Origin of the sequence: Agrobacterium sp. SOY23, assembly GCF_027212525.1 — a bacterium.
Lineage (GTDB): Bacteria > Pseudomonadota > Alphaproteobacteria > Rhizobiales > Rhizobiaceae > Agrobacterium > Agrobacterium tumefaciens_I.
On the sequence record NZ_JAPWDT010000007.1, the window covers coordinates 171,991 to 195,553 of the forward strand.

Here is a 23,563-nt window from a genome sequence, read left to right on the forward strand (position 1 = left end):
AATCCTACAAATTCGCATTTTGATGAGTCGCGCGTTTTCAAACTCTCTATGGCGCGCTGAGCGTGCTTCCTAAAAGCTTTGCCCTGTGTGATTGACCCTAGAACAAAGTGCGATCACGGCGCCGGGAGAATATAATTAAGTGATTGAAAAATAAAACTAAATATCAAGTTTTCGTTCAATTGTGCCGTTCCGTGGAGATTGGTCTGTTAAGACTTTGTTAACCCTAAACGGCTGGACGTAAGGCTAGAATCGTGTTGTATCTTTGGCGGGCAATGGTCGGCAAACCGAAAGCTGCCCGCCAAGGGGACGATATGGCGATAGCGAAAAACGTAGAAGCAACAATCGGTCAGAAGGAAGACGCGGGTGGAAAGATCATGCGTCACGCAGGCCTTCTGTCACAGCAATTGCAGCAGCTTCGCACCCGCATGTATCCTCCGAAGTCGGAGAAGAGCTTGAGGCCCTTCCTTACGAACGAAGTCTCCAAGCTGACATCCATACCCGATTCCACCCTGAAGCTCATGTCGAGCGAAGGACGCGGTCCGATTCCAGGTCGGCTGGAGAATAATCATCGCGTCTATACGCTTGCCCAGATAAACGAGTTGCGCGAATTCTTTGCCAGCCAGAAGCCTTCAGAGGCGCTGAGATTTTTGCCGCGCAGACGCGAGGGCGAACATCTTCAGGTCGTCGCAATTGCCAACTTCAAGGGCGGCAGCGCGAAGACCACGACCTGCGTTCATCTTGCACATTATCTCGCATTGCAGGGGTATCGCGTCCTTGCACTTGATCTCGATCCGCAGGCATCACTTTCTGCTCTCTTCGGTGCGCAGCCCGAATTCGATGTCGGCGCCAACGAGACCATCTACGCGGCTCTTCGTTATGACGACGCCGAGCGTCGCCCGATCCGCGATATTATTCGCAAGACGTACTTCGATGGTATCGACCTGATTCCCGGCAATCTCGAAGTCATGGAGTACGAGCACGAGACACCGCGTGTGCTGGCCCAAAAATCAGGCTCCGGGGCAATCTTCTTTGAGCGCCTGAAGCTCGCACTTGCGGAGGTCGATCAGGATTACGATGTCGTTATCCTCGATACACCTCCGTCACTGGGGTTTCTGACGCTCAGTGCAATTTATGCTGCGACCAGCATGATTATCACGGTACATCCGGCGATGCTTGACGTGGCTTCCATGAGCCAGTTCCTGTTGATGATGGGCGATTTGATCAGCGTGCTGAACGAGAGTGGAGCACAACTCGATCAGGATTTCATCCGGTATCTTGTCACCCGCCACGATCCGAATGATGCGCCACAGTCGCAGGTCGTGGCTATGATGCGTCATCTGTTCGGAACTGATGTGCTTCTACCCACGCTGATTGAAAGCACGGCGGTCGAGGCAGCGGGACTTGCCAAACGGTCCATTTACGAACTTGAGATGGGCCAGATCGGTCGTGACACGCACAAACGCGCACGCGAGGCGGTGGACGCCGTCAACGAAGCGATATTGAAACTCATCAACATCAGTTGGGGACGCACATGACCAGCAAGTCGTCGCGTAAATCCATCGTTGCAAATTTCGGACTGTTGTCGGCGGAGCTCGAAAACCGGCTGTCGACGGACAGTTCTGCCTCCCCGCAACAATCGCCAGCACCCGCACGTGTGGGCGCTGGCGTCATCGGTGCGGCACATCGGGCAATCGATGACATCAAATCGGAACGCGACCGGCTGAAGGCGCTTGTTGAATCGGGTGGCGGTGCGATCCGGGAACTCGATCCGTTAATGGTCGATCCCTCCCCCTTTCCTGATCGTCTTCCGGACGACGATGCATCGGACTTCGAGACTTTCAGGAACTCCATTCGGTCCGAAGGTCAGAAAGTTCCCATTCAGGTCCGCAAGTCACCATCCTCACCGGATCGCTATCAGGTGATCTACGGCCATCGTCGACTGCAGGCAGCCAAAGATCTCGGAATTCCGGTCAGGGCGATCGAGGTCGAGATTTCCGATGTCGAGCTTGTCATCGCGCAGGGTATCGAAAATGCCGATCGTCAGGATCTGAGCTGGGTCGAGCGCGCCCTGTTCGCCCGTCGTATGGATGACGCCGGCGTGAAGCCTCGCGATATCAAGGCGGCATTGTCGATCGATGATCCGGAGCTTGCGCGAATGCGGGCGGTTTATCGCTCCGTTCCCCTCGATATCATCGAGGCGATCGGTCGGGCTGCCAAGGTCGGCCGTCCGAGATGGGTAGAATTCGCGAAGGTGTTTTCTGAACGGGCTGATCTGCACGAAGAACTGCGTAGAGTGCTGTCAGCCGCCGCAGAGAAACGGCTGGGGTCAGACCAGACGTTTCTGGCCGCCTTCAATGCCCTGAAACCCACAACAGAGCCCCGGAAGGACGGCAAGAAGATTGCCGGTGCCGCGGGCGAGCCGCTTGGCAGTTACGTGCGCACGCCCAAGGACATTCGCATTTCGGCGGAGACGCTGGCCGGAGCAGAATTCCTCGATTTTATCGAAGCCGAACTGCCCACGCTGGTGGAGCGGTTCGCACGCGAGGGATCCAGGACTTAATTCGAAGCTGACTGGCAGGCTTCGAAATGATTTTACGGAAGGAAAGTGCGCAAAAGAAAAAGGCCCCCGAAACGTTGCCGTCATGGAAGCCCTTCTCGTTGTGTGAGAACTTGAGAATCGCATTTCCATGAATCCTAGTCAAGAGTCTTTGGCATCGTTTTGGTGAGCGTGGATCTTTTGCCTTTTTGAAAGGTGAAGACATGGAAGGTGGACAAGTGACGACGCCCTTTGGGCGGCGGCCGGTGACCCTTGCGCTTGTGAAGCGGCAGATTGCCGCGACCAAGATCGAGGAAGGCAAGTCGGCAGACAAATGGAAAGTCTTTCGCGATGCATCGGAGGCAAGAGAAGTGCTCGGTCTGCAGGATCGTAGCCTTGCGGTGCTCGACGCTCTCCTCAGCTTTTATCCCGAGAATGAACTGCGCCAGGACGCGCAGCTCGTCGTCTTCCCGTCGAACATTCAGCTGTCAATTCGCGCGCATGGCATCGCAGGTGCCACTTTGCGTCGGCATCTTGCTCTTCTCGTTGAGGCCGGCTTAATCATCCGCAAGGATAGTGCGAACGGCAAGCGCTACGCTCGAAAGGATGACGAGGGATCAATCGAACACGCCTTCGGATTCGACATATCCCCGCTTCTTATGCGTGCTGAGGAACTCGCATGCCTGGCTCAGCAGGTTGCCGCTGATCGAATTGCCTTCAGAAGAGCAAAGGAAAGCCTGACGATCTGCCGGCGCGATATCCGAAAGCTGATCACCGCTGGCGTTGAAGAGGGAGCCTCAGGCGATTGGGGCGGGCTTGAAGAGCGCTATCTTATGCTCGTCGGGCAAATTCCGCGCAATCCGACACTGAATGAACTTGGCGATCTGGGTGCCGAGATGGGCAGTTTGCGAGCGGACATCCTCAAACTCCTGAATTCCGGCGATTTTTCTTCAAAAATGATCACCAATGATGCTCAAATTGAGCGTCACATACAGAATTCAAATACCAACCCTCCTAATGAACTTGAACCTAGCTCTGAAAAGGAGCAGGGAGCGAAGCCGGGCGAGAACAAGCAGACGGGCCATGTGCCGATCAAGGCTTTTCCTATTGGCCTTGTATTGCGAGCTTGCCCGGAGATCTCGAACTATGGGCCTGGGGGCCAAATCGGGAGTTGGCGCGAACTCATGACCGCCGCCGTGGTTGTCAGGTCAATGCTTGGGGTTAGTCCCTCCGCATATCAGGAGGCCTGTGAGATAATGGGTCCGGAGAATGCTGCGGTAACCATCGCCTGCATTCTGGAACGTGGTGGCCACATCAATTCACCGGGCGGGTATCTCAGGGATTTGACGAACAAGGCAAAGCGCGGTGAATTTTCACTTGGTCCGGTACTTATGGCGCTATTGCGAGCTGGCGGTCACCAGGTGAAAGCCACGGGATGATGGTTGGCGGAGAGGTGATATCCATGGCGGCCGCAGCCTGGGACTTCGGAACCGTAGTCAAGGTGGTGAGGCGTTTAACTGCTCACGCCAGGAAGACGGCCATGCCAGTTATCACCACCCGCCCTGCCCTTCATTGACCCGTCCCGTTCACTTCACCGAACCGGTGAATGGGACAAGATCAATCCACGTCCGGTCGATAATTGGTGCATGCCGCAAAATAAGCCCGCCGTTAGTTCGGCAGGCTCGTCCTGCGGAAATCTTCCTAAAATGGTTCTAGCCCGCGAAACGCTCAGGACGGAAGGTCGCCAACATCGGATGTTCCGCTCCCGTTGCGATCTCATACGCCAGCAACTCGCCAGTGATAAGACCAAGCGTTGCGCCGCTATGGCTGAAGGCCACGTAATAGCCGGGAATGGCCTTGATGGCTCCAATCACCGGCTCGCCGTCGCCCGGGATCGGTTTCCCGCCAACACCTATCGAAGCGACTTCGAGTTGCGGATTGCCTTCCATCACCTTGGCAGCCTCCACCAGAAGCTCGGCAACAATGCTGCCATCGATCTCATAGGTGCCGTCCGCACGCACTGTCACACCCTCGTCGGCTGCCCAGTCGGCATCCAGCGAGAAGGTACCCCCCGGGGCCGGGCGGACAGCGACACGCGGTGTGTTGAGGACAGCGCGCAGGGGATGGGCGAGCGGTTTGGTCTGCACGAGAAGCGCGACCGGTGTCCCGTCGCCGATTGTCTGTCCGCTTTCCGCAGCCATTTTCGGCACGGCCGGGCCTGTCGCAAGCACAACAGCATCGGCCCGATGGAGATGACCTTCTGCGGTTTCCGCACCGACGGCACGACCACCCTCGAGCACGACCCGCGCGGCACCCTGGTCGGTCACCAGAACGCCCCCGAGTGTGGAAAACTCTTCCAGAAGCACTCCGATCAACGTCGGCAGATCGACCCAGCCTTCGCCGGGATTGAAGATGGCGCCCTGCGGAGTGATAGCACCTGCATCGAGCCCGGGCGCGACGCCGGCGACTTCTGCTGCGGAAAGCCGCTGCGCATCATAGGCAAGCGAAACCTCGTGGCGATAGGCCGCGTCGATCTCGTTGCGCTCATCATCCGCATCCCAGGTCAGCCCTCCATCGAAGCGAAGCCATTCCGCATCAGGGTTCTGCGCCGCGAGTGTGCGATACCGGTCGATGCCGGCCATACGCAACTGATGATAGGGTTCCGAGCGCATGCGCGCCGAGTTTAGCCAGGAAAGCGAACGGCCGGAGGCACCGTTGGCGGGCGGGCCGTCATTGAGGATAGTGACCTCGATGCCGCGCCGCGCAAGCTGCACGCCGGTAGAAACGCCGAAGATACCGGCACCGATGATGACGGCCGAAGAGATGGTGTTGTCGGTCATGGGGTTGGCTTTCAATCAATTATCATAGGGATGGTGTAAAGCGGTCAGGGCTCTTCCCAGCGGCCACTGGCGGTGGAGCGGAAAAGGGCGTCGATTGCCTTCATGTTCGCAATCGCGTCGCCAAGCCCTGTCTCGAGTGGCTTTCCGGAGAGAACGGCCTCGGCGAATGCATCGGCCTGTTCGCGATACTGGTCGACCTGGCCGATCACGATCTCCTCGCGTCCACCGCCGGCAAGATCACGGCCGTCGTCGAAGATGAGGACAGTCGGCTCATCGGCCGGTGCATTGAAAGGAACGGGAATTTCCAGACGCCCGCGCGTTCCGAGCACCGTAACCTTTTGCGTGAGGGACAGCTGCGTGGAACAGGTAAAGGCAAGCTGCCTTCCTTCCGGAAACGCCAGCAACCCGCTCGTCAGGCGGTCCGTGCCGAAGACGGGATCGCATTCTATGAGAGCGATTGCCCGCAGCGGTTCCGCGTCGAACAGGAAACGCGCCGTGTTGATGGCATAACACCCGACGTCGAACAGACCACCGCCGCCGATATCGGCCTGGTTACGCACATTTCCAGGATCATCGAGATAATAGGAAAAGATCGTCTGGATGGCCCTGACCTCACCAAGGCGCCCCTCCGCGATCAACGCACGTGCTTTCTTCCATTGCGGATGGTGGCGAACCATGAAGGCTTCGGCGACGGGCAGGTCCGCCGCCTTCTGTGCAGTCGCCAGTTCCACCGCCTGCGCGGCATCAAGCGCGATCGGCTTCTCGCAGAGAACGGGTTTGCCCTGCTCCAGCGCCTTGATCGTCATGGGCACATGCAGATGATTGGGCAAAGGGTTGTAGATTGCATCTATTTCCGGATCGGCAAGCAAATCCTCATAGTTGCCATAGGACCTGGCTATGCCGAAGCGGGCCGCCATCTCCTTCGCCTTGGCGGCATCACGCGAGGCAATTGCAACAACGCGCCCCAGACGGCTTGACTGGATGGCGGGAATGACCGCCTTTGCGGCAATTCCTGCGCAACCGAGTACGCCCCATCGTATCGTTCGTGTCATCTTTTTCTCCTCCCGACGCTCAGAGCACTTCCGCAAGGAAGCGCTGAAGGCGCGGGCTCTGCGGGGTATCGAATATCGCCTCCGGCGTGCCGGCTTCCACCACGCGCCCCTCGTCCATGAAGACGACCTGATCGGCGACCCGGCGGGCAAATCCCATTTCATGCGTGACGACGACCATGGTCATGCCACGCGTGCCGAGTTCGGCCATCAGGTTGAGCACGCCCTTGACCAATTCCGGATCGAGCGCACTCGTCACCTCATCGAAGAGGATAACTTCCGGCTCCATGGCAAGCGCACGGGCAATGGCGACGCGCTGCTGCTGCCCGCCGGAAAGACCGCCTGGACGATGATGCTGGCGGCTTGCAAGACCAACATCGGCAAGCCTTGCCTTGGCGATGCGCTCGGCCTCGGCTGCCGGTAGGCCCTTGATCTTCGTCAGCGACAGCATGACGTTTTCCAGTGCCGTGTGATCCGGAAAGAGGTTGAAATGCTGGAAGACCATGCCGACCCTGCGGCGCAGCGTTTCCGGCTTGATGGCGAGAATGCTTTCACCATCGATGAGAATATCGCCACTCTTCGGCTCGACCAGACGGTTGAGCCCACGCAACAGGGTGGATTTGCCGGAACCGGACGGGCCGATGATGCAGGTGACGCTGCCCGGCTTTACTGAAAGGTCGACACCCTTCAGCACATCGAGGTCGCCGTAGGCCATGCCGAGACGGCGCACATCAAGGCTGCCACCCTTGAAGGCGACACCGGAGGCGCGGGCCGCACTGTCGAGTTCACTGACCTCTTCCAGCCCACTGGTGATGACGGAGGGACGCTGCTTGCCCATCCGCAAGCGATTGTCGATCGCATTGACGACATGGGTGAGCGGTACGGTGACGATGAGATAAAACACGCCCGCCAGCAACAATGGTGAAAGATTGCCCGTCACCACCGCCTGGTCCTGTCCTACGCGGAAGATCTCGCGTTCGGAGGCCAGAAGCCCGAGGAAATAGACAAGGCTCGAATCCTTGACGTTGCCGATGAACTGGTTGACGAGGGCCGGCAGCACACGGCGCACGCCCTGCGGCACGACAATGAGGCGCATGCCCTGACCGTAGCTCATGGACAGTGCACGACACGCCTCCATCTGGCCGCGATCGACACTCTGGATGCCGGACCGGAAAATTTCGCCAATATAGGCGCCGGCAATCAGGCTGAGCGCCAGAATGCCGAGTGGATAAGGCGACGGGCCGAAGAGTTCGCGGCCGATGCGGGCAAAGCCCTGACCGATGAGGAGGATTGTGACGATGGCCGGCAGGCCGCGGAAAATATCGGTATAGAAACGTGCGGGAATGCGCAGCCATGGCGAGCGGGAAATGCCCATGATGGCGAGCATCATGCCGATGGCGACGCCAAGCACCGTCGAGGTCGCAGCCAGGATCAGCGTATTCTTCAGGCCGACCGTGATCATGGTCGGCAGCACTTCGGCCATGGCATTCCAGTCGAGGAAGCTGCGGCGCAGGTTTTCAAGCCAGTTCATCAGGATATCCCTTGAAAGAAAGGCCGGTCCGATCGGTGAAGGCCGGACCGGAAGGCGGCATCACTGCTTGGGAAGATACGCCGCCGGCATGGGCGTGCCGGGGAACCATTTTTCATGAAGCTTCTTCCATGTGCCGTCCTGCATGGCCTCTTTCAGGCCATTGTTGAGTGCCTCGCGCAATGCATCGTTCCCCTTGCGGATGACGAAGCCGGCAGGTGCGTCGAAACTTGGAATGTTGACGGCAATCTTCAGTGCCGGATAGCGGGCGGAGTAGTCCTTTGCCGCCTCGAAATCGAGGAAATGGGCGTCGACCGTGCCGTTGTTGAGTGCGGAAACGGCAGAGTTGTTGTCCGGGAACTTGACGAGATCGGTGCCGGCAAAGTTCTTCTCCGCATAGATTTCCTGCAGCGTGCCCTGCACGACACCGAGACGCTTGCCCTTAAGCCCTGGTGCATCGGTGATGCCGGCCTCGGAAGTCAGCACGCTGAGGAAACCTGCAAGATAACCATCGGAGAAATCAACGGTCTCCTTGCGCTTGGCCGTTGTGCCGATTGCGGCAGCCGCAACATCGAAGCGGCCGTTGGCGACCGAGGGCATCAGAGCCGAGAACTCCTGGCCAGTGAAGACCACCTGCTCCTTCCTGAAGCCAAGGCGTCCGGCGACATTGAGAAGAAGCTCGATGTCGAAACCGGTAAAGTTACCGTCGGCAGTCGTAAAGGCATAGGGCTTGGCATCGCCCATCGTACCGACACTGATTGTGGCGGGATCAATGAGGCCAAGCGGATTGTCGGCAAGCGCCGGGGTCGCCGCTCCTGCAAGGACACCGAGCGTGACCGCGATGGCAGTGGCGCGGATTCTGGCAAAGGGGGAAATGAGGGTTTCGTTAAATCGCATTGGTTTCGTCTCCTCTGGTGTCGTTGTCTGCGATGTATTCAATGCGCACGGGTCCCATCCGAGCGGCGACATGACGTCACCTGCCCGGCCCATGCAGTTCGCATGTCGGAAGTCTTTTTTCGCCATTGAGACCGGTCTCAATAAGAAAGAGACCGGTCTCTTTGACTATTGGCAATTGTTATCTTCGCATTTGCCACTCGTCAAGTTCTCTTGTAAGGCTACCGTCTATGGATAAGAGCCTATCTAAAACTCCTTCCGTCACCGTGGCTGACGTCGCGCGCAGGGCCGGCGTCTCGAAGGCAACGGCTGCACGCGTACTTGGCGGCTACGGAACTGTCAGCGACAGGGTGCGCGAGGCTGTCACAACTGCCGCAAGTTCCCTTGATTATCGCCCCAATGAGCTTGCCCGCAGCATGACGACGGGCCGTTCCGGCACGATCGGTGTTGTAGTGGGGGATATCGAGAACCCCTTCTTCAGCCTCGCCGTGCGCGGCATCACGGATATCGCGCGGCAGGCAGGCTTTACCGTCATTCTCATCAATTCGGGCGAGGACGCGACAGCGGAGAAGGCCGCGATCCGTACATTGCTTGCCAAACGCGTCGATGGCCTGATTGTCTCCCCTGCCAAGGAGAACGATGTCGATCACCTCAGGGAAGCCATCCGGTCCGGCTTGCCACTCGCGTTACTCGACCGTTGCGGCGAGGCGCTGGACGTAGACACTGTCATCGCCGACGACCAGAATGCGGCGGAGAGTATTACCCGCCAGTTGATCACACTTGGCCACCGCCGCATCGCCTATCTTACCGCCTGCGACACACCGGATCATCGCTTCCATACGCCGCGGGACATCAGCACCGGTTCGGTGCGGCGCCGCATCGAAGGGTATCTTGGCGTCTGCCGTGAGGCCGGCCTTATCGGTATGGAGGACTGGGTGAAGGTTGGGGCCGTTACACCGGAACGCACACACCGGATCGTTATCGAAATGTTCAAGTCGGGACACCGTCCGACGGCGATTATTGCATCGGACAGTATAATCGGTCTTGAAGTGTTCAGGGCACATCGTGAATTGGGAATAAATATTCCGGGTGATCTATCTCTGGTGTCGTTCCATGACGCGGACTGGACATCTGTAACCACTCCCCCGGTTACTGTCGTGCGGCAACCCGTCTACGAACTGGGAGCGACAGCGGCCAAGCTCTTGGTTGAGCGATTAAATGGCGAAGATCGGGCCGCCCGCAAGGTGGTTCTAAAAACCGAGGTCGTTGAACGCGCTTCCACGCAGGCCATTTGACATTAACCGTCGCCCCTGGCCCTTGGATTTCCACGTTGCTTCCGTTTCTGGCATGGCCGCGACGTCCTCAATCATCGCAGGACCAACGTGCGGCCCTTGGGTCGATACTGTCGAAGACGCACCAGCCATCAGGGGCAACCGGTTTGGAAAGGGATTCGATCTCCTCGTCACCGCAGACGGAATAGTAATCTTTTGGTGCGCCGTGCAGACAAATGTATCCTGGCGGCGTGTTGAAAGCTTCTGTAGGCCTCACGAGAGAGGCATACCGTTGCAGGCCCCTCCCCTCTCCGGTATTGACCACGCGGTGGTATCACTGATGGGTAAGTCACTTCCGGCTATCTTGCAGTTGCGCGTTGTTAAAGAACTGGCGCTTCGGACGTTCCCGGCGCATTTCCCGTTTACGGCGAATAAAATGACACCGGGCGAGTTTGAAGAGTTCCACGGTCGCGGCGAACCTCGTCATCCCGCAACGGTTTTTCTGGCGTTACCGGGGGGCTCGCGGTTATGCCGTAACGGGGTTGCATATAGGTGGGGTCATTGCAGCGGGTACGTTTCGCGAGCAGCTCAGACCTTCTCGCAAGTGGATATGCCGCCTTGGTTTGCGGCGGCTGATACCGCCGTTCTGGTTCGTGCTCGACCGGAGAGATGCACCTTGGTGGAGTGCCAAAATTGAACCCGTTGTTCGTCCACATTGTAGACATGCCGGCACTTGGGAAGTGGCTCCTTTGGCAGCGTACTATCATGCCGGTCAATGCCCCCTCCCCGCCTTCCCTCCCCCGTCCCTGCGAAAGTGTGTCGGCTCTCTTTTGTGGCCGAGCTATGCCAAGCGGTGTTTTTCGCAAGGTAATATTGATCTCTTCGGCATCCCTGCTCCACCTGAACTGCGTTCCAGGCGAATGTTTCACTTTTGCAAACCTTGTCAGCTGACAAGGTTTTCCAGAGGTGCCTTCCAAGCCGAGCAGTGAAGACCGCACCCACTGGTATCGAGAAACGAACATGCCGTCGACTGAAGGAACCTATTCAAGGTAACGATGAAATACATGTAGCCGAGCTTGTAGAATCCGACCTGCCGTGGTCGAGGCGCTTGCACTTTCCCGGCACGCCGCCCCACTTGGCAATGTCGGATAGTCCAGATCGCGCGGCATTTGTCCCGTCTGCCTGGAGGGCGATCGGCAAAGTGGCCGCGATCAATACGTTCGCAGACGCTGGTCGCGCTCCGAGACCGTGGCTTGCCCCATCCACCGGGTTTGCCTGCGCTTCTCCTGCATGAAATGCTTCACGCGATACGACTTCCGGTTCGAATATCGGGATGAATTGGCTGAGCTGATTTGCTCCGGCTGCCTGGCGCCTGTTGTGTGCACCGCCGGCACCCTTTTGAGGTCCATCACGCCGACCTGCCCATTGCAACGATGGAGGTGACCGATGGTGCCGAGAAGGGAAGGGGCGGGCTAAGGCTTTGGCGCGACCCTGCGAACAGCGGAAAACTCGAGATCACCTTCTTCGGTGTCCAAAGCACGCCCGGGCCGGCTTCCATCCCGGTGAACGCGGATGCGCCGTTGACATGCTTGTCCATGACGTGGCGATCCAGCACTCTTCTGACCATTGCACAGATGCTGGATATCGGCAGTGCGCGTTCCAATTTCGGGCCTCCCAGCGACTGGCTGACACTCGCGTTCGAACGGTTTGGCAGCAATGGCGCTTACAGACCGAGCTTACCCGAACGACCCAAGGCGAAACCTCGTCGAGTGGCACTGTCGCTTCGGTCTGACGCGGACTATCTCCAACTGGCCGCCTTGGGATTAAGGGATCCGCAACGGCACGACGTATCGAGGTAGAGCGCGCGCGACCACTCAAAAGCTCTCTCGATTGGCACCCGACCTGCTCAGTCAGCTGCGATTATCTAAATACCTTGCGCGAACGTCACGTTGAATGTCAGACCAGTTTGCTGTGGAAGTGAGCCGCAACCCGGTCGGCGGCCTGACGCACGGTGTCGCCCTGGTCGTAGAAGTCGAAATGCTTGCCGACCACCCAATGCAGCTCCTTCGGACCTGCAAGCTGATTGTAGACTTTGCGTGCCTGATCGGGGAATGCGGCGCCGTCCGAATGGATCACCAGTGCGGGCGCCGTGACCTTCGAGGCCTGTGCAACGGGATTAAAGGCGATCCAAGACTCCCAGCCCATCACCGCAAACTCATTGCGCCACGAACGGACACCGCCGCCGCGTGTTTGGTCAAAGTAGTATTCGCTTGGGCTCGCGCTCACCGCGGTTTTGTCACCGGGATTGTAAGTCAACACGGTCTCGATGACGCCGGTTTCCTCAAAGCGTTTACGGGCCGCACGGCTCGCCGCGATCCGCTGGTCCACGCCTTCTTGTCCGCCGAACATTTTGACCGCGAACTCCGGATCGGAAAAGAACCCGGCGACGGTCGCTACGGCACTGACGTTGGCATCCTTGGCCGCTGCATACAGGACCGTGCCGCCGCTGGTGCAGATCCCTAGCAGGCCGGTCGCGGTCACGTCGGGTCGCGCCTTCAGGAAGCGGAGCGCGGCCGACAAATCCTCTGATTTGGAGGCCTGATCCTCGTACTGGCGCTCGGCGCCGCTGCTTTCGCCGTAGTTCCGGTAGTCGATCGCCAAGGCGATGATGCCGCGCCGGGCCAGCTCGCCGGCGTAGTTGCCTCCCATCTGTTCCTTGACCGAACTCAGCGAGCCGGCCATCGCCACGGCTGGGTAGCGTTTGGACGGATCATGCCCTTCAGGAAGGTAAAGGTTAGCCACGACTACGCCGTCGCCGCTCCGGAAGCTGACCTTCTGCGACTTGGGCTGGCTCCGTTCGGTCAGTGATTCTGCCATGGCATAGGTTCCTGTATTGAGGAGGACAGCACTTGCCCCGACAGCGAGGCCAAACATCCGGCGTGTGATCGATGTGGGGGTCATAAGAGCATCCTCGCTAAGTTCCTCCACAAGGTAGGCCATGGCGCTGAGCTTAACAATTGGCTATTCATTTCACACCCTATGAAACAGGATTTGACAATGCAGGCCGATTTGCTTGATGGGATTGTGATTTTCACGCGTGTTGCGGAGAAACGCAGTTTCACGGCCGCAGCTGCCGAACTCGGTGTTACGACGGCCGCAATTAGCTGGAGCATCAAGCGCCTTGAGGCACGTGTTGGCACCACGCTTCTGACCCGCACGACGAGATCGGTGGGCTTAACCGAAGCGGGTGAGCTGTTTTTGGAGCAAGCGCTGGCCAGCGTGGCCAACGTTGAAGCGGCGATCGAGGCCGCCCAGCGGATGGGGGCCAACCCCGCAGGGTTGCTGCGCCTGAGTGTTCCCTACATTGCCCAGACGCTGCTCGAGCCGATATTGGAAGGCTTTGCCGCCGCGTATCCCGGTATCGAGCTGGAGCTGGTTTTTGAAGACCGCTTTGTCGATATCGTCGCTGAGGGATATGACGCTGGCATCCGCATCGGCGAAATGATCGCGCAGGACATGGTGGCTGTAAGGCTCACTGAACCCTCGCCACTGACTGTTGTAGGATCTCCGGCGTATTTCGCCCGCAGAGGTAGACCGCTACGTCCGGAACAGCTCAGTGAGCACGCCTGCATCAACGTCCGGCTGTTCGGGGGCGCGGTCTACCGCTGGATGTTCAAGGAGCGATCCGGACAAGACGATCCGCGAAGTTTTTCCATGGATGTCAAAGGTCCGCTGACAGTCAACGGGCCGGCGACATGCATATCGGCCGCTGTATCCGGCGTCGGTCTCACTTACAATATTGCGTCGGTCGTCGAGCCCCTCGTCCGGCAGGGGTTGCTGGAGCCTTGCCTGGAAGGCTTCATGCCTGAAAGCCCCGGCTTGTTTATCTACTTTCCGAGCAGGAAACAGATGCTGCCCAAGCTCCGGGCATTCGTGGAGTTTTGGAAAGAATTCGGTGGCCGACAGATTGATCGCCCGTGACCCTGTCTAGCAACACTGGGAGCCGCTCCCACCGAACAGGTCGCGCAAAACGACGGACCTCTGCATGTTCGTGCTCGTGGCGGATAAGGCCGAACCGTTGCGCCTCATCCAGCAGGTGGCGGACTGACGACGGTTGCCATTTGCGTCCACCGCGCGCGGGCCGCTGCATGATCGCGGCGATAGCGTGGATCAATGGTGGCCAGTTGGCGATCCGAAACCTCAAAGATTTCGAGACAACAGGGCTCGAATTGATCTCGCCCTGGCAATTCTGACAGTGAGACCCGATCCTACAACAATCGGGCCGCTCGCCCGCTTCTGCGTGTAGCACTGTTATAATAGCTGGATGCTTGCTGGACGGATCGGTGGCGTAAGCTTTGCGTGTATTGGCGGAACTGGCCGCTGCGACGTAGCCCCTGGCACGATCGGCAAGGGTGGCGAGATGAGCCGGTGTCTCGTCCTCGCCGACAAGAGAGGGGAGGGGGCCGTCGCGCGACACCTCCGGCGCGGAAACATCGCGCCCAAGCGCCGGGCTGAGAGACGGCACTGAGGTCTCCTCGACATGAGTTTCGGTGTTTTGCTCGATGATTTGGGCCATTCCTCTCTAATGACAAAGATGTCCGATAATGCAAGATTATCGGTCGTTTAGCGAAGAAATGGTGTCGAGGAGTTACGCTGGCCCGCAGACTATCCCCATCAATGAGAATTTGGCTATCGGTCAAGCAATAGGCGACCGGCGGCAGACAGGGACATTGCCGTCGCACCGTTTGGAAGAGGGAAGGCCTCTTGACCGGGGTAGATAACGACCCGCTTTTGCGGCTGCAAATCCTCGCAGGCAAGATAAAACCCTTTTTCGAGTTTAGGCGTAAGGCTTCGCTTGATCTCTATCGCCCAAGGCTTTTCGCCTGGAGGAGTCAGCAGGAGATCGATTTCGGCTCCAGCAGCTGTGCGGTAGAAGTTGGCTGCAGTGCTGTCAGGCGAGGACGCGATCAGTGTTTCGATCACGAAGCCTTCCCAACTGGAGCCGACAATTGGATGACCAAGTAATTGTTCAGCGCTTCCAAGCCCAAGCAGCGCATGGGCAATCCCGCTGTCCCTGACATAGACTTTTGGTGATTTGACCAACCGCTTGCCGACATTGGCATGCCAGGGTTCGAGACGACGCACCAGTAGCAGGTCGACAAGAAGATCGAGGTAAGAAGCGACGGTTTTGCCATCAACCCCCAGCGAACGGGCGAGTTCGGCTGCATTGAGAAGACTAGACTGGTGGTGTGCCAGCATGGTCCAGAACCGCCTCAGCGTCTCGGCAGGAATGCGTGGCCCCAAAAGCGGAATATCTCGTTCGAGATAGGTGCGAATGAAATCCTGTCGCCAGCGCATACTTCCACGGTCGCTGGAAGCAAGGAAACTATCGGGAAAACCACCCCGTAGCCAAAGTCTCGCGAGTGCATCTGCCGGCACTTCCAATCCGTCGACAGGCTGCATTTCAAGATAGGCTATACGGCCAGCCAGCGTTTCTCCAGATTGTTTGAGGAGATCGATAGAAGCTGAGCCAAGTAGCAGGAACTGGCCGGTGCGCCGTCCGGCGCGGCGGTTGCGATCGATCAAGCCTCGCAGGATTTGGAATACGTTTGGCAGGCGATGAACTTCGTCAAGGATAACCAGCTTGTCGTCATGGCTTGCAAGATAAAGCTCCGGTTCCGACAGTTTGGCTCGATCTGCTTCCGATTCGAGGTCGAGATAGATGGACGGTCGGGTTTCGCCAATATTGAGTGCTAATGTCGTTTTACCGACCTGACGAGGGCCCAATAGCGCAACCGCAGGGCTTTCGTTAACCAGATGCAGGAGTTCGGCTTCAATTCTTCGCTTAATCATCCTTGCATTTATGGAGTACTGTTCCGGAATTGCAAGGAAAAGTTTATCTATGTAAGGAACCGCGTGGCCCGACCGCTACGCCGTGTCGCATTATTGTAGTAACTCGATGCCTGCTGAACAGACCGATGCTTTGACTGCTCCATAGCTTCGGGCAGTGGGATACCACGATTGGCAGCCTCTGTTAGATAGCCGGACCGCAACCCGTGCGCGGAAAACTCCACACTGTCCAACCCCGCCATCTCTGCCCGTTGCTTGAGAATGGCATTGACCGACTGCGGATCGAGCGCCCGCCGGGACACGGTGCCCCATCTTCCGATCCCCCGGAAGACGCTGCCCTTGTCGACCTTGGCGGCCGCCAGCCAGGCATTCAGCGCTTCCACCGGCCGACCGGTCAGATAGACGACGTCGTCCTGCTCGCCTGATGTCGTCTTGGTCCGGCCGAGATGAATGGCGAGTGAGGGGAGGGGAGGGCCGTCTTCAACTTCGATTGGAGGTTCCACGGTCAACTGTTCCAGGCGAAGGCCTGCGATCTCGCTACGTCGTCGGCCGCCCGAGGCAAAGGCGACCATCAGGATCGCCCTATCTCTGACATCGCGCAGACTGTCGCTGGCACACGTGGCAAGCAGCTTTGCCAGGACATCACCGGTCACCGCTTTCGCGCTCTTGCGGCGACGCTGCCTCGGGACGGCCCGCACGGCCAGACGAATGGCGGATTTAAGGGCAGGAGAGGCGAAGGCGCCTGAAAGCGCACGCCATTTCGTCAGGGTCGACCAGCTGGCCAGACGGCGGCGGACCGTATCCGGTGCATGCGGGCCGACGGATTTCAGAAAGCCCTGGCGCCGGAGGTTGTCGTCGACGTCCACAGGCATGCCGTGATCCGGATCGGCCGCACGTTTCTCCGGATCCCACAGATGGTGCGCGACGAATTTCAGCAGCAGCGCCTCGGGCGCTGGCCAAGGCAGGGAGGATCCGGTCGCGGCCAGTCCCCAGGCTTCGAGATAGGCGAGATCGGATGTGAGCGCTCTCAGCGTATTGTCGCCCATACCGCGTTCAACGAGATGCTTGAGAGTTTCGACATCCTGGTCGGTGAGAAGCTCGGCAAGCTCGTCGCGGCGCTCCATTGGCAGGACGGCGGCAATGGTGTCGAGTTCTTCGGCGCGGCGCTCGACGGCAGTCAGGGATGTTTTGGTCTTGGCCACGGACGCTCCAAAAGGACGGTTTCGGCGGCCTCGAAGGCCGTGATTTGCCTCGATTCTTGCTGATTTGCGACTCCAGATCAACTACTATCGATAAGGGGTACTTATCGATGGTAAATATACCAACCTGGAATTATACCATGTGAGGAATAATAACATTCAGCTAGAGTTCCTTTAACAAATCATTTATCATGATTTCAATGGCTTACGATATCGCGAAAATCAGCATGACAGCGCTCATGGAGTCGGCTTTTCGGGCTGGCGTCTTATTGGCGCGTCTCGACGAGCGTATTGCGCGCTCGCCGGTCGGAAGCGGGTGGATCGAGCGGCAAAATTTCGCCGACGCCTGCGCCTCGTTGTGGATCGACGGCGAACTGGTCCATTTCGAAGACCTCATCCTGCATGACGCGACCCGCGACATCCGCACCCCGACCCACGAACTCACCATCGCCCGCGACGTGTTGCGAACTCGCCGACGTATTTCTGGCCAGCCGCCGGATTGGGCTTTGTCCGCCGAGGGTGTCCGCACCTTGCGACAAACATCGGACATCACGCCGGCGGGCGCCGAGGCTGCGGAGCCAATCGGCGTCATGCGGCCGGCGGTCCCAATCGAACAAGGGGAGGGGGATGATGACGCCAACGATCTGCCCGGCGTTGATTATGCCGCTATCGACTCGCTGCTCGCTCGATCCGAGGCAGCGATCGAAGACGCAACTCGTCCTGGTCGCGCCGGCGGCCGTGCAACGGCCGGCCGTCCCGAAAAGGATCCATTGATCTACGATCTTGATTGGGACGAGGATGTCCGGCTCGACGAATGGCGCGGCGTCCTGCGGCAGGCCGAACATCTGCCGGCGGTGCTGCAGGCGATCATTGCCCTCGATGCCTGGAACGAGATTTTGGTCCTGGAGCACGCGCCCTGGCTTGGCCGGCTATTTGCCGCCTCTATCCTACGGGAATCCGGCATCACATCAGGCGCCCATCTCGCGGCCATCAATCTCGGTCTCAAAACCATCCCCGTCGATCGGCGCCGACATCGCGACCGGGAGACCCGGCTGCTCGCAATTGCCCACGGTCTTTTGGCGGCCGCCGAGATCGGCATGAAGGAATACGACCGGTTGATTCTGGCGAAGACGATGATGGACCGGAAACTGGAGGGGCGGCGGACGTCGTCAAAACTGCCGGAGCTGATCGAGCTCGTCATGGCAAAACCATTGGTGTCGGCCGGGATGGTCGCAAAGACGCTCGATGTGACGCCGCAGGCGGCGCGGCGGATTGTTTTGGAGCTGGGCCTGCGCGAGATGACGGGGAGGGGGAGGTTTCGGGCGTGGGGCATTCTCTAGGACAAGGTCGGCCAATTCGCCAGCTCTCTCTGGATGCCACCGCAGTTTCGATGTCACGGTCCCGTATGGAACTGCTGCGGATCGTTAGTGGTCACCCTCAAAATTCTAGCTTGATGCACTGGAAAAACCTAATTTACGTCTGCCTTCAAATTGAAAGACATCAGTTCGCTCCTAAGTCATTTTCACCTTCCGCCTTCGCAGTTGAAGTTAAAAGCTCCTCTGCTTGGTCAAGAAAGGCCGCGATTCCGCTGTTATTGCGGGCACCTTGTGCTCGCCATTCCCGCAATGGCCTAGCCGTGGCAAGCATTTCTGCCTCTCGCGAAAGCTCCTCGAGAGCTGCGCTCTCTTTTCCGCTACGTTGAACGTAGTACTGTGCCCACCTCGTAAAGGCGAATATCCACATCGCAACCAACAAAGCGTCATTCCATCGAGACCAATTGGATGTGCTAGCAAGTGGTTGCTGGATGGCGTGCTTCTGACCCTTCAGTATAGATTTCAAAACGTTTAAACTGCTCGCTTGTTGATCGTTACTACTATAGGCAAACAAGATCGCAGCTATATTAGTCGTCTGGCCTTCACGAGATTTTTCGAAGAGCCTCGAGTCTTTTTGCATCGGTCCGAGCAGCATATTCAGTTCCTCGAACCAAATACCGCAGGCGTCGTCAATATTTGCGCGCTCGCTCTCCAGCAAAGGAAAAATCACATCTCTTGAAAGCCATGGTTCCGCCCAGGCCAACTCGGGCATATGGCCACGCATAGAACGAACCAGACGTTTCAGATCCTCTGCCGGAATTGGTGATGGGAGCGCGTCTCGCAATGCTGCCAGCAAAGCATCGTAGATGCCAGATTTTTCAGGATTCTTTGCTGCACGACAAATCATCCATCCGAGGGTGTGAATCTGCTCGGGATATGGAAAAGCGGCAATTAATCTTAGTGCTTCTGAAGGCCCCTCGGATTTTCCAAGCTGCCGCTCGATCGCGTTGAGGCCCATCCAATGCATGAGGCTGTTTTGGCTGCGAATAAGCGAGTCCCGCTGCGTCGGGTTAATGTTAAAATCGGCAGACAGCGAGATTTCGCAGGCAATCTGGCTCAATAGCGATAGTCGCAGTGCCCCTTCGACCTTTGGCTCTTCAGGAAGAGATCCTATTTTTGCCTCGGCTATCTGAAGAAGCACCTCCGGGGTATGCAACCATAGAATCTTGATTGCAAAAAACTCTGACCAGGCCAGGCCGGAGAATTTTGTCATATGGCTCAGGTGATCGAGACGATATGGGCTGTGCAGGAGCTCATCGAGCGAACTTTGAAAGAGCCTAGAGTCCAATACAGTCCATTCTTTATCCCCGGCGTCATGAGCACGACTAAAGGACCTTTCGATAACTTGGGCAAGGAGCTGCAGAAGGCCGTGATCGGATTGAAACTCACGATAAACGCGGTCGTCGATATGGGAATGTGCAAGAATGTCACCTATAACGCCCCACCAAGCTTCGAATTCATCGAAATTCTCTGCCTGTTTCGTGACGCAATTGCGTAAGCCGGGTGTATCAGGCAATGCCAGCGCTTCATCCTTGAGCAGGCCGAGGTCTGTCATCTGCTTTTTTAACTCAGCTCCGTTGAGGCCTTCCAGCGAAATTTCGCCGGTCCACGCACTCAGCACATCTCCGGCCCGCATCTTCTCCAGGAACTGCAGCGGCTCGTAGTTCATCCGCATCGGGCGCGAAGTCTTGGTTTCGAAGAGAAGGCGCATAGAAGGGTTGTCTGCCTCTTCAGTCGATTGGGCGGCTTTTGCCTCCTGAATTAGAGTTGATTTGTAGTCCTCCACTGCAAGCAGGGTGTCCGCAGGAATCGGGGTAATCAGTAGCGGATAGTTTTCAGCTGCCTTTTGAAGCGAATTCGAAAAATGAAAGCCCGCTGCCGGCAGCCCGTCCGGAGCCATGAAGAGGACGTAGCGATCATGCAATCTACCTTCTTTCAAGCCGTATATCCGCAATTTCAAATGTTCTATTCTGTTGCGATTATTTTCGCAGATTGCAATCAGGTTGCTGATCCGGGTCGGCGTGGCGCTCTCCGATCCATCTGCTACGGGGCCATCCGCTTTGTGCCGCACCTTTGGTAGCGACGTGAATACTATATAGTCCCCTTGGGCTGAGGCTCCGAGCACCATAAGGCTTAGGCCCACATCTTCGAAATAAGGATCGAAAATCACAATCTGATGATCTCGATACTTGTTTAGCAGCTGCTTGAACCACTCGACGAATTGAAGACGCCCGTCACCATTACCTTCGCTCCAGCGTAAGAAGAAGCGTCCATCTGACTTCGAAGGATGGAGACGCGCAAAAAGCGACCCGAGATTGTGATTGGCCGGAACCCAAGGATCCGCGGCGCGTCCGCCCACGCTGCTTTTGAATGCATGGCTGCTACGATCAATTGTCAGCGCACCTTTCACTCGGGCCGATGCTGCCGGACGGGTAGTTTTTTCTAGCCAGTCAAACTTGACCGGACTACTGCTATGGCCTAACGCGTGACCACTGAAGCTTATCTCCCGAATATAGCTGATCCGCCAACGGCAGCACAGGATGCCTTGGCGAAGATGGTTGTCATTGAATCCATAAATCTCAAGTTCCGTGCTGTCGGTTCTGCTGCGGAACTGATCGGGTAACTCGAATTTGCACTCAAATATTTCCGAATTTGTCCGCTCCGCAAAAGCAATTGCGGAATATGCAATTTGGCCACCATTCTCGATAACAAGGCGGAACTGGAAACCGGTAAAGAGTGACACTTGCTGCGGATCGAATTGCGCTGTGAGCGCCAGCGGGCTTTCGGTCCATTTTACATCTAACAACTGACGCTCGCGATCGTCCAGCGTCGGAAACACCATGAGCTCGATGTCGCCGAGACGTGAGCTGTCCACGCCGCCGAAATCCAGGCCGGTATCAGCGTCCAAGCGGCGAACTAATAATTCGGTTAGACGAACGCTGTATTCTCCTAGGAGGCGAAATAGTTCTTCTTTGTTGGCTTGGACGATGGACGCGCTGTAGGCGCCGGAGCCGCCGTGCGGACTGGATGGAGCTGAGCGCTCATATGCATCTCGATTGATCAGATAAGAAACAGGGCGATAGACCAAGGTACCAGCGGTCAACGATGCTGTTCCGAACTGCGCTTTTAATTTTTTTCTCTGGAAGGTCAGCTTCAGATCATCGCTGATTTCGGAGATAGTCCGGCCGGTACTGAAGTGTCGCAACAGCTCCGCACACCGCACACTCCGGATGTAGAGGCTGAGTTTCTCGATCTTTACATCCGCTTCCCCAATGACGTGAGAGTCGTTGTTGTCGCTGGCTGACCATGAATCGCTCGAGAAGTTGTAAGGGACAAGACGCCCATAAATGATCCGGTTCTCAATTGTGTCCGCGGACTCTATCCGCATGACCCAAAGCTGCAGAGCGCAGTCGCGTTCACCCGACGAGAATAAACGACCCAAGCGATCGTCATTGAGAAGATCGTCAAGTGTTGGAGCCGCTTGTTCTAGTTTTGCGTGTTTTCCCATTCTCATTTCACCAGTAAGAGGTCGAGATTTTTTCGATCTTCGGATAGAAGCCTCGGATATGATATGAATTGGGTTGTTAAGAACAGCACGAAATATGCGTGCCGTGAAGCTCCTGAGGCTGCCCGTCTTCCGTCTCTCGCGCGGGGCGAATTCCCGAAATCCTGGCCAGCGGTCGGCGCTATGCTGATTTCTTCGATTGCAGCAAGTTGAAAACGGACGGTCGCCCTTTGCTCATCCTGCTATTTTGCGACATCCCATATCCATCGGCGCACGAACTCAATTCGTCTGATGACCAGTTGATGATTTGGCATGTCCCATCGTTCCGCTAGGCCCGTCACGCGGGCGTATGAGGGATCCCATTGCCTTCCGGTCATTTCGGCGCGCACCATGCCGGTGTCCCAGACGAGCGATCCGCTCAGACCATAGGCTTGCTCCTTCCTGGTGTTCGCCCTTGTTTCCCGCGGCGTCCCACGTGTAAAATGGCTGTCACTCATTTCAAAGTTCAAATAGAAAAAGTTGTCTTCCGAGATGAACTTCTCGTTGATTTGCGTACAAAATCCGGTCGGCTTCGTATCGATGATACCATCCCAGGCCGCAGAATTTTCTTGGCTGTACCCCTGCAAGAAAAACACTTCTCCCCGCACAGGATCGTGTTTCTCCGCAAATAACGTTTCGAACTCGATTGGCTCAGACTCATGAATGGTATCAAGCCAAGCCTCTTCCTGAACTGGCAAAACGGCGCAATCCAACGCACCATCTGCTTCGATGTACTTGTAAGCTGACCTGTAGAGCTTTTCGGTATTTTGGAACCCAAACACAGCTCCACCGTCATCAGCGACGTGTTTACACGTTATAATGTGAAGTCTTTGATCGATGGTAAGTAGCGTCCCGGTACCCACCAGATATGCGTGATAATCGTCTACCCGCAGCAATGGAATGACCGATGGCCCGATCAGCCTGATCATGACGTCGGCGACGTGTGCCATCTTCTTTCGGAATTGTCCCTGTGCTTTGTCAGACACTGCAACCTCGATCAATCAATACGACTATGTCGGCGCAAGCTATGCGTTGTGGGTTGAACTGCGGTTAAGTTGAGTGGGCGAACATTGAGGTTTCAGGCAAGCCGGTCGGTTTGTGACAGGAATTTCACAAGTTTTATTCACTAATTCTCGCTGGGACCCGGTGTCCTTGTAGACCGATTTGGTCCGACGTGATCGACGGATGCCAAGACTGTAAATAGGACCAGGCCGCGGATCACCGTCACACGCTTTATGTCGATGGCGCGGAGCCGACCATTCGGCCGCCTCCGCAGACACCGGTTACGATCGCTTGCCCTACGGACGCCTACGCACCCGATTATGAAGCCCGTTCCGGACCGCTTCTGTCTGTTCTCGCCCCACGACATCGCCATCCGTTCGGGTCAAGTGACGGGCGCGGCAAGCCGCTTGTCGCGTCGGAGAAAAGCGGCTTTCGGCCTGCGGGCCCCTTCAAAGTTTGGTCAAGTGTCCGCGCAGC

Annotated in this window: 17 protein-coding genes and 3 pseudogenes; 8 read left to right on the plus strand and 12 right to left on the minus strand. The window is 57.3% G+C overall.

Features of this window, described 5'->3' with window-relative positions; all coding sequences use genetic code 11:
* Positions 1 to 311: 311 nt before the first annotated feature.
* The 3 genes from repA (at position 312) to repC (ending at position 3,975) form a co-directional block, all read left to right on the plus strand.
* On the plus strand, positions 312 to 1,535 hold the full coding sequence (repA, locus tag O3S81_RS20090; protein WP_269346035.1) for a plasmid partitioning protein RepA: 1,224 nt from the start codon (positions 312 to 314) through the stop codon (positions 1,533 to 1,535).
* Complete coding sequence (repB, locus tag O3S81_RS20095; RefSeq protein WP_269346037.1) at positions 1,532 to 2,560, plus strand: plasmid partitioning protein RepB; 1,029 nt, start codon at positions 1,532 to 1,534, stop codon at positions 2,558 to 2,560. Before repA ends, repB begins: the two co-directional genes overlap by 4 nt.
* Positions 2,561 to 2,760: 200 nt before the next feature.
* Complete coding sequence (gene repC, locus O3S81_RS20100) at positions 2,761 to 3,975, plus strand: plasmid replication protein RepC (RefSeq protein WP_269346039.1); 1,215 nt, start codon at positions 2,761 to 2,763, stop codon at positions 3,973 to 3,975.
* A gap of 273 nt (positions 3,976 to 4,248) precedes the next feature.
* Here the strand turns inward: repC and O3S81_RS20105 are convergent, their stop codons facing one another.
* From O3S81_RS20105 to O3S81_RS20120, 4 genes are read right to left on the minus strand one after another with little or no spacing between them, the layout of a single operon-like run.
* A complete protein-coding gene (locus tag O3S81_RS20105) occupies positions 4,249 to 5,376 on the minus strand; it encodes an NAD(P)/FAD-dependent oxidoreductase (RefSeq protein WP_113082310.1) in 1,128 nt (375 codons plus the stop codon).
* 44 nt (positions 5,377 to 5,420) lie between these two features.
* The gene (locus O3S81_RS20110) at positions 5,421 to 6,428 is read right to left on the minus strand and encodes a Gfo/Idh/MocA family protein (RefSeq protein ID WP_113082311.1); all 1,008 of its coding nucleotides are present in this window, start codon (positions 6,426 to 6,428) and stop codon (positions 5,421 to 5,423) included.
* Positions 6,429 to 6,447: 19 nt separating this feature from the next.
* Positions 6,448 to 7,956, minus strand: coding sequence for an amino acid ABC transporter permease/ATP-binding protein (locus O3S81_RS20115; protein WP_269346042.1), 1,509 nt, complete (start codon positions 7,954 to 7,956; stop codon positions 6,448 to 6,450).
* A gap of 60 nt (positions 7,957 to 8,016) precedes the next feature.
* On the minus strand, positions 8,017 to 8,850 hold the full coding sequence (locus O3S81_RS20120) for an ABC transporter substrate-binding protein (protein WP_269346044.1): 834 nt from the start codon (positions 8,848 to 8,850) through the stop codon (positions 8,017 to 8,019).
* Positions 8,851 to 9,077: 227 nt separating this feature from the next.
* Here O3S81_RS20120 and O3S81_RS20125 point away from each other — a divergent pair, with 227 nt between their 5' ends.
* A complete protein-coding gene (locus O3S81_RS20125; protein ID WP_269346046.1) occupies positions 9,078 to 10,142 on the plus strand; it encodes a LacI family DNA-binding transcriptional regulator in 1,065 nt (354 codons plus the stop codon).
* A gap of 1,143 nt (positions 10,143 to 11,285) precedes the next feature.
* Complete coding sequence (locus tag O3S81_RS26665) at positions 11,286 to 11,561, plus strand: hypothetical protein (RefSeq protein ID WP_442864970.1); 276 nt, start codon at positions 11,286 to 11,288, stop codon at positions 11,559 to 11,561.
* Here the strand turns inward: O3S81_RS26665 and O3S81_RS20130 are convergent.
* Positions 11,527 to 11,781 carry a hypothetical protein gene (locus O3S81_RS20130; protein WP_269346048.1) on the minus strand — a complete coding sequence of 85 codons (255 nt, stop codon included), beginning with the start codon at positions 11,779 to 11,781 and terminating at the stop codon, positions 11,527 to 11,529. The two genes, O3S81_RS26665 and O3S81_RS20130, sit on opposite strands and share 35 nt — an antisense overlap.
* A 293-nt stretch (positions 11,782 to 12,074) precedes the next feature.
* Positions 12,075 to 13,079: an alpha/beta hydrolase gene (locus O3S81_RS20135; protein ID WP_269346049.1), complete on the minus strand. Its 1,005-nt coding sequence runs from the start codon at positions 13,077 to 13,079 to the stop codon at positions 12,075 to 12,077.
* A gap of 96 nt (positions 13,080 to 13,175) precedes the next feature.
* Here O3S81_RS20135 and O3S81_RS20140 point away from each other — a divergent pair, with 96 nt between their 5' ends.
* Complete coding sequence (locus tag O3S81_RS20140; protein WP_269346050.1) at positions 13,176 to 14,099, plus strand: LysR family transcriptional regulator; 924 nt, start codon at positions 13,176 to 13,178, stop codon at positions 14,097 to 14,099.
* A gap of 79 nt (positions 14,100 to 14,178) precedes the next feature.
* Here the strand turns inward: O3S81_RS20140 and O3S81_RS20145 are convergent.
* A pseudogene (locus O3S81_RS20145) lies at positions 14,179 to 14,265 on the minus strand (recombinase family protein); the annotation flags it as partial.
* 1 nt (position 14,266) lies between these two features.
* Between O3S81_RS20145 and O3S81_RS20150 the strand changes: the two are divergent.
* A pseudogene (locus tag O3S81_RS20150) lies at positions 14,267 to 14,371 on the plus strand (type II toxin-antitoxin system VapC family toxin); the annotation flags it as partial.
* An 86-nt stretch (positions 14,372 to 14,457) separates the two neighbouring features.
* Here the strand turns inward: O3S81_RS20150 and O3S81_RS20155 are convergent.
* The 3 genes and pseudogenes from O3S81_RS20155 to O3S81_RS20165 form a co-directional block, all read right to left on the minus strand.
* Positions 14,458 to 14,694 (minus strand): annotated as a pseudogene (locus tag O3S81_RS20155) (integrase); the annotation flags it as partial.
* 113 nt (positions 14,695 to 14,807) lie between these two features.
* Entirely contained in the window at positions 14,808 to 15,971 is a 1,164-nt protein-coding gene (locus O3S81_RS20160) for an ATP-binding protein (protein WP_269346051.1), read from the minus strand.
* Positions 15,972 to 16,018: 47 nt separating this feature from the next.
* Positions 16,019 to 17,170: a site-specific integrase gene (locus tag O3S81_RS20165; RefSeq protein WP_269346053.1), complete on the minus strand. Its 1,152-nt coding sequence runs from the start codon at positions 17,168 to 17,170 to the stop codon at positions 16,019 to 16,021.
* 188 nt (positions 17,171 to 17,358) lie between these two features.
* Between O3S81_RS20165 and O3S81_RS20170 the strand changes: the two genes are divergently transcribed.
* Complete coding sequence (locus O3S81_RS20170; protein WP_269346056.1) at positions 17,359 to 18,507, plus strand: RHE_PE00001 family protein; 1,149 nt, start codon at positions 17,359 to 17,361, stop codon at positions 18,505 to 18,507.
* Between the two features lie 160 nt (positions 18,508 to 18,667).
* Here the strand turns inward: O3S81_RS20170 and O3S81_RS20175 are convergent, their stop codons facing one another.
* Both O3S81_RS20175 and O3S81_RS20180 read right to left on the minus strand, forming a co-directional pair.
* Entirely contained in the window at positions 18,668 to 22,048 is a 3,381-nt protein-coding gene (locus tag O3S81_RS20175; protein WP_269346058.1) for a VPA1262 family protein, read from the minus strand.
* Positions 22,049 to 22,287: 239 nt separating this feature from the next.
* Positions 22,288 to 23,070 carry a hypothetical protein gene (locus O3S81_RS20180; RefSeq protein WP_269346060.1) on the minus strand — a complete coding sequence of 261 codons (783 nt, stop codon included), beginning with the start codon at positions 23,068 to 23,070 and terminating at the stop codon, positions 22,288 to 22,290.
* Positions 23,071 to 23,563: the final 493 nt, after the last annotated feature.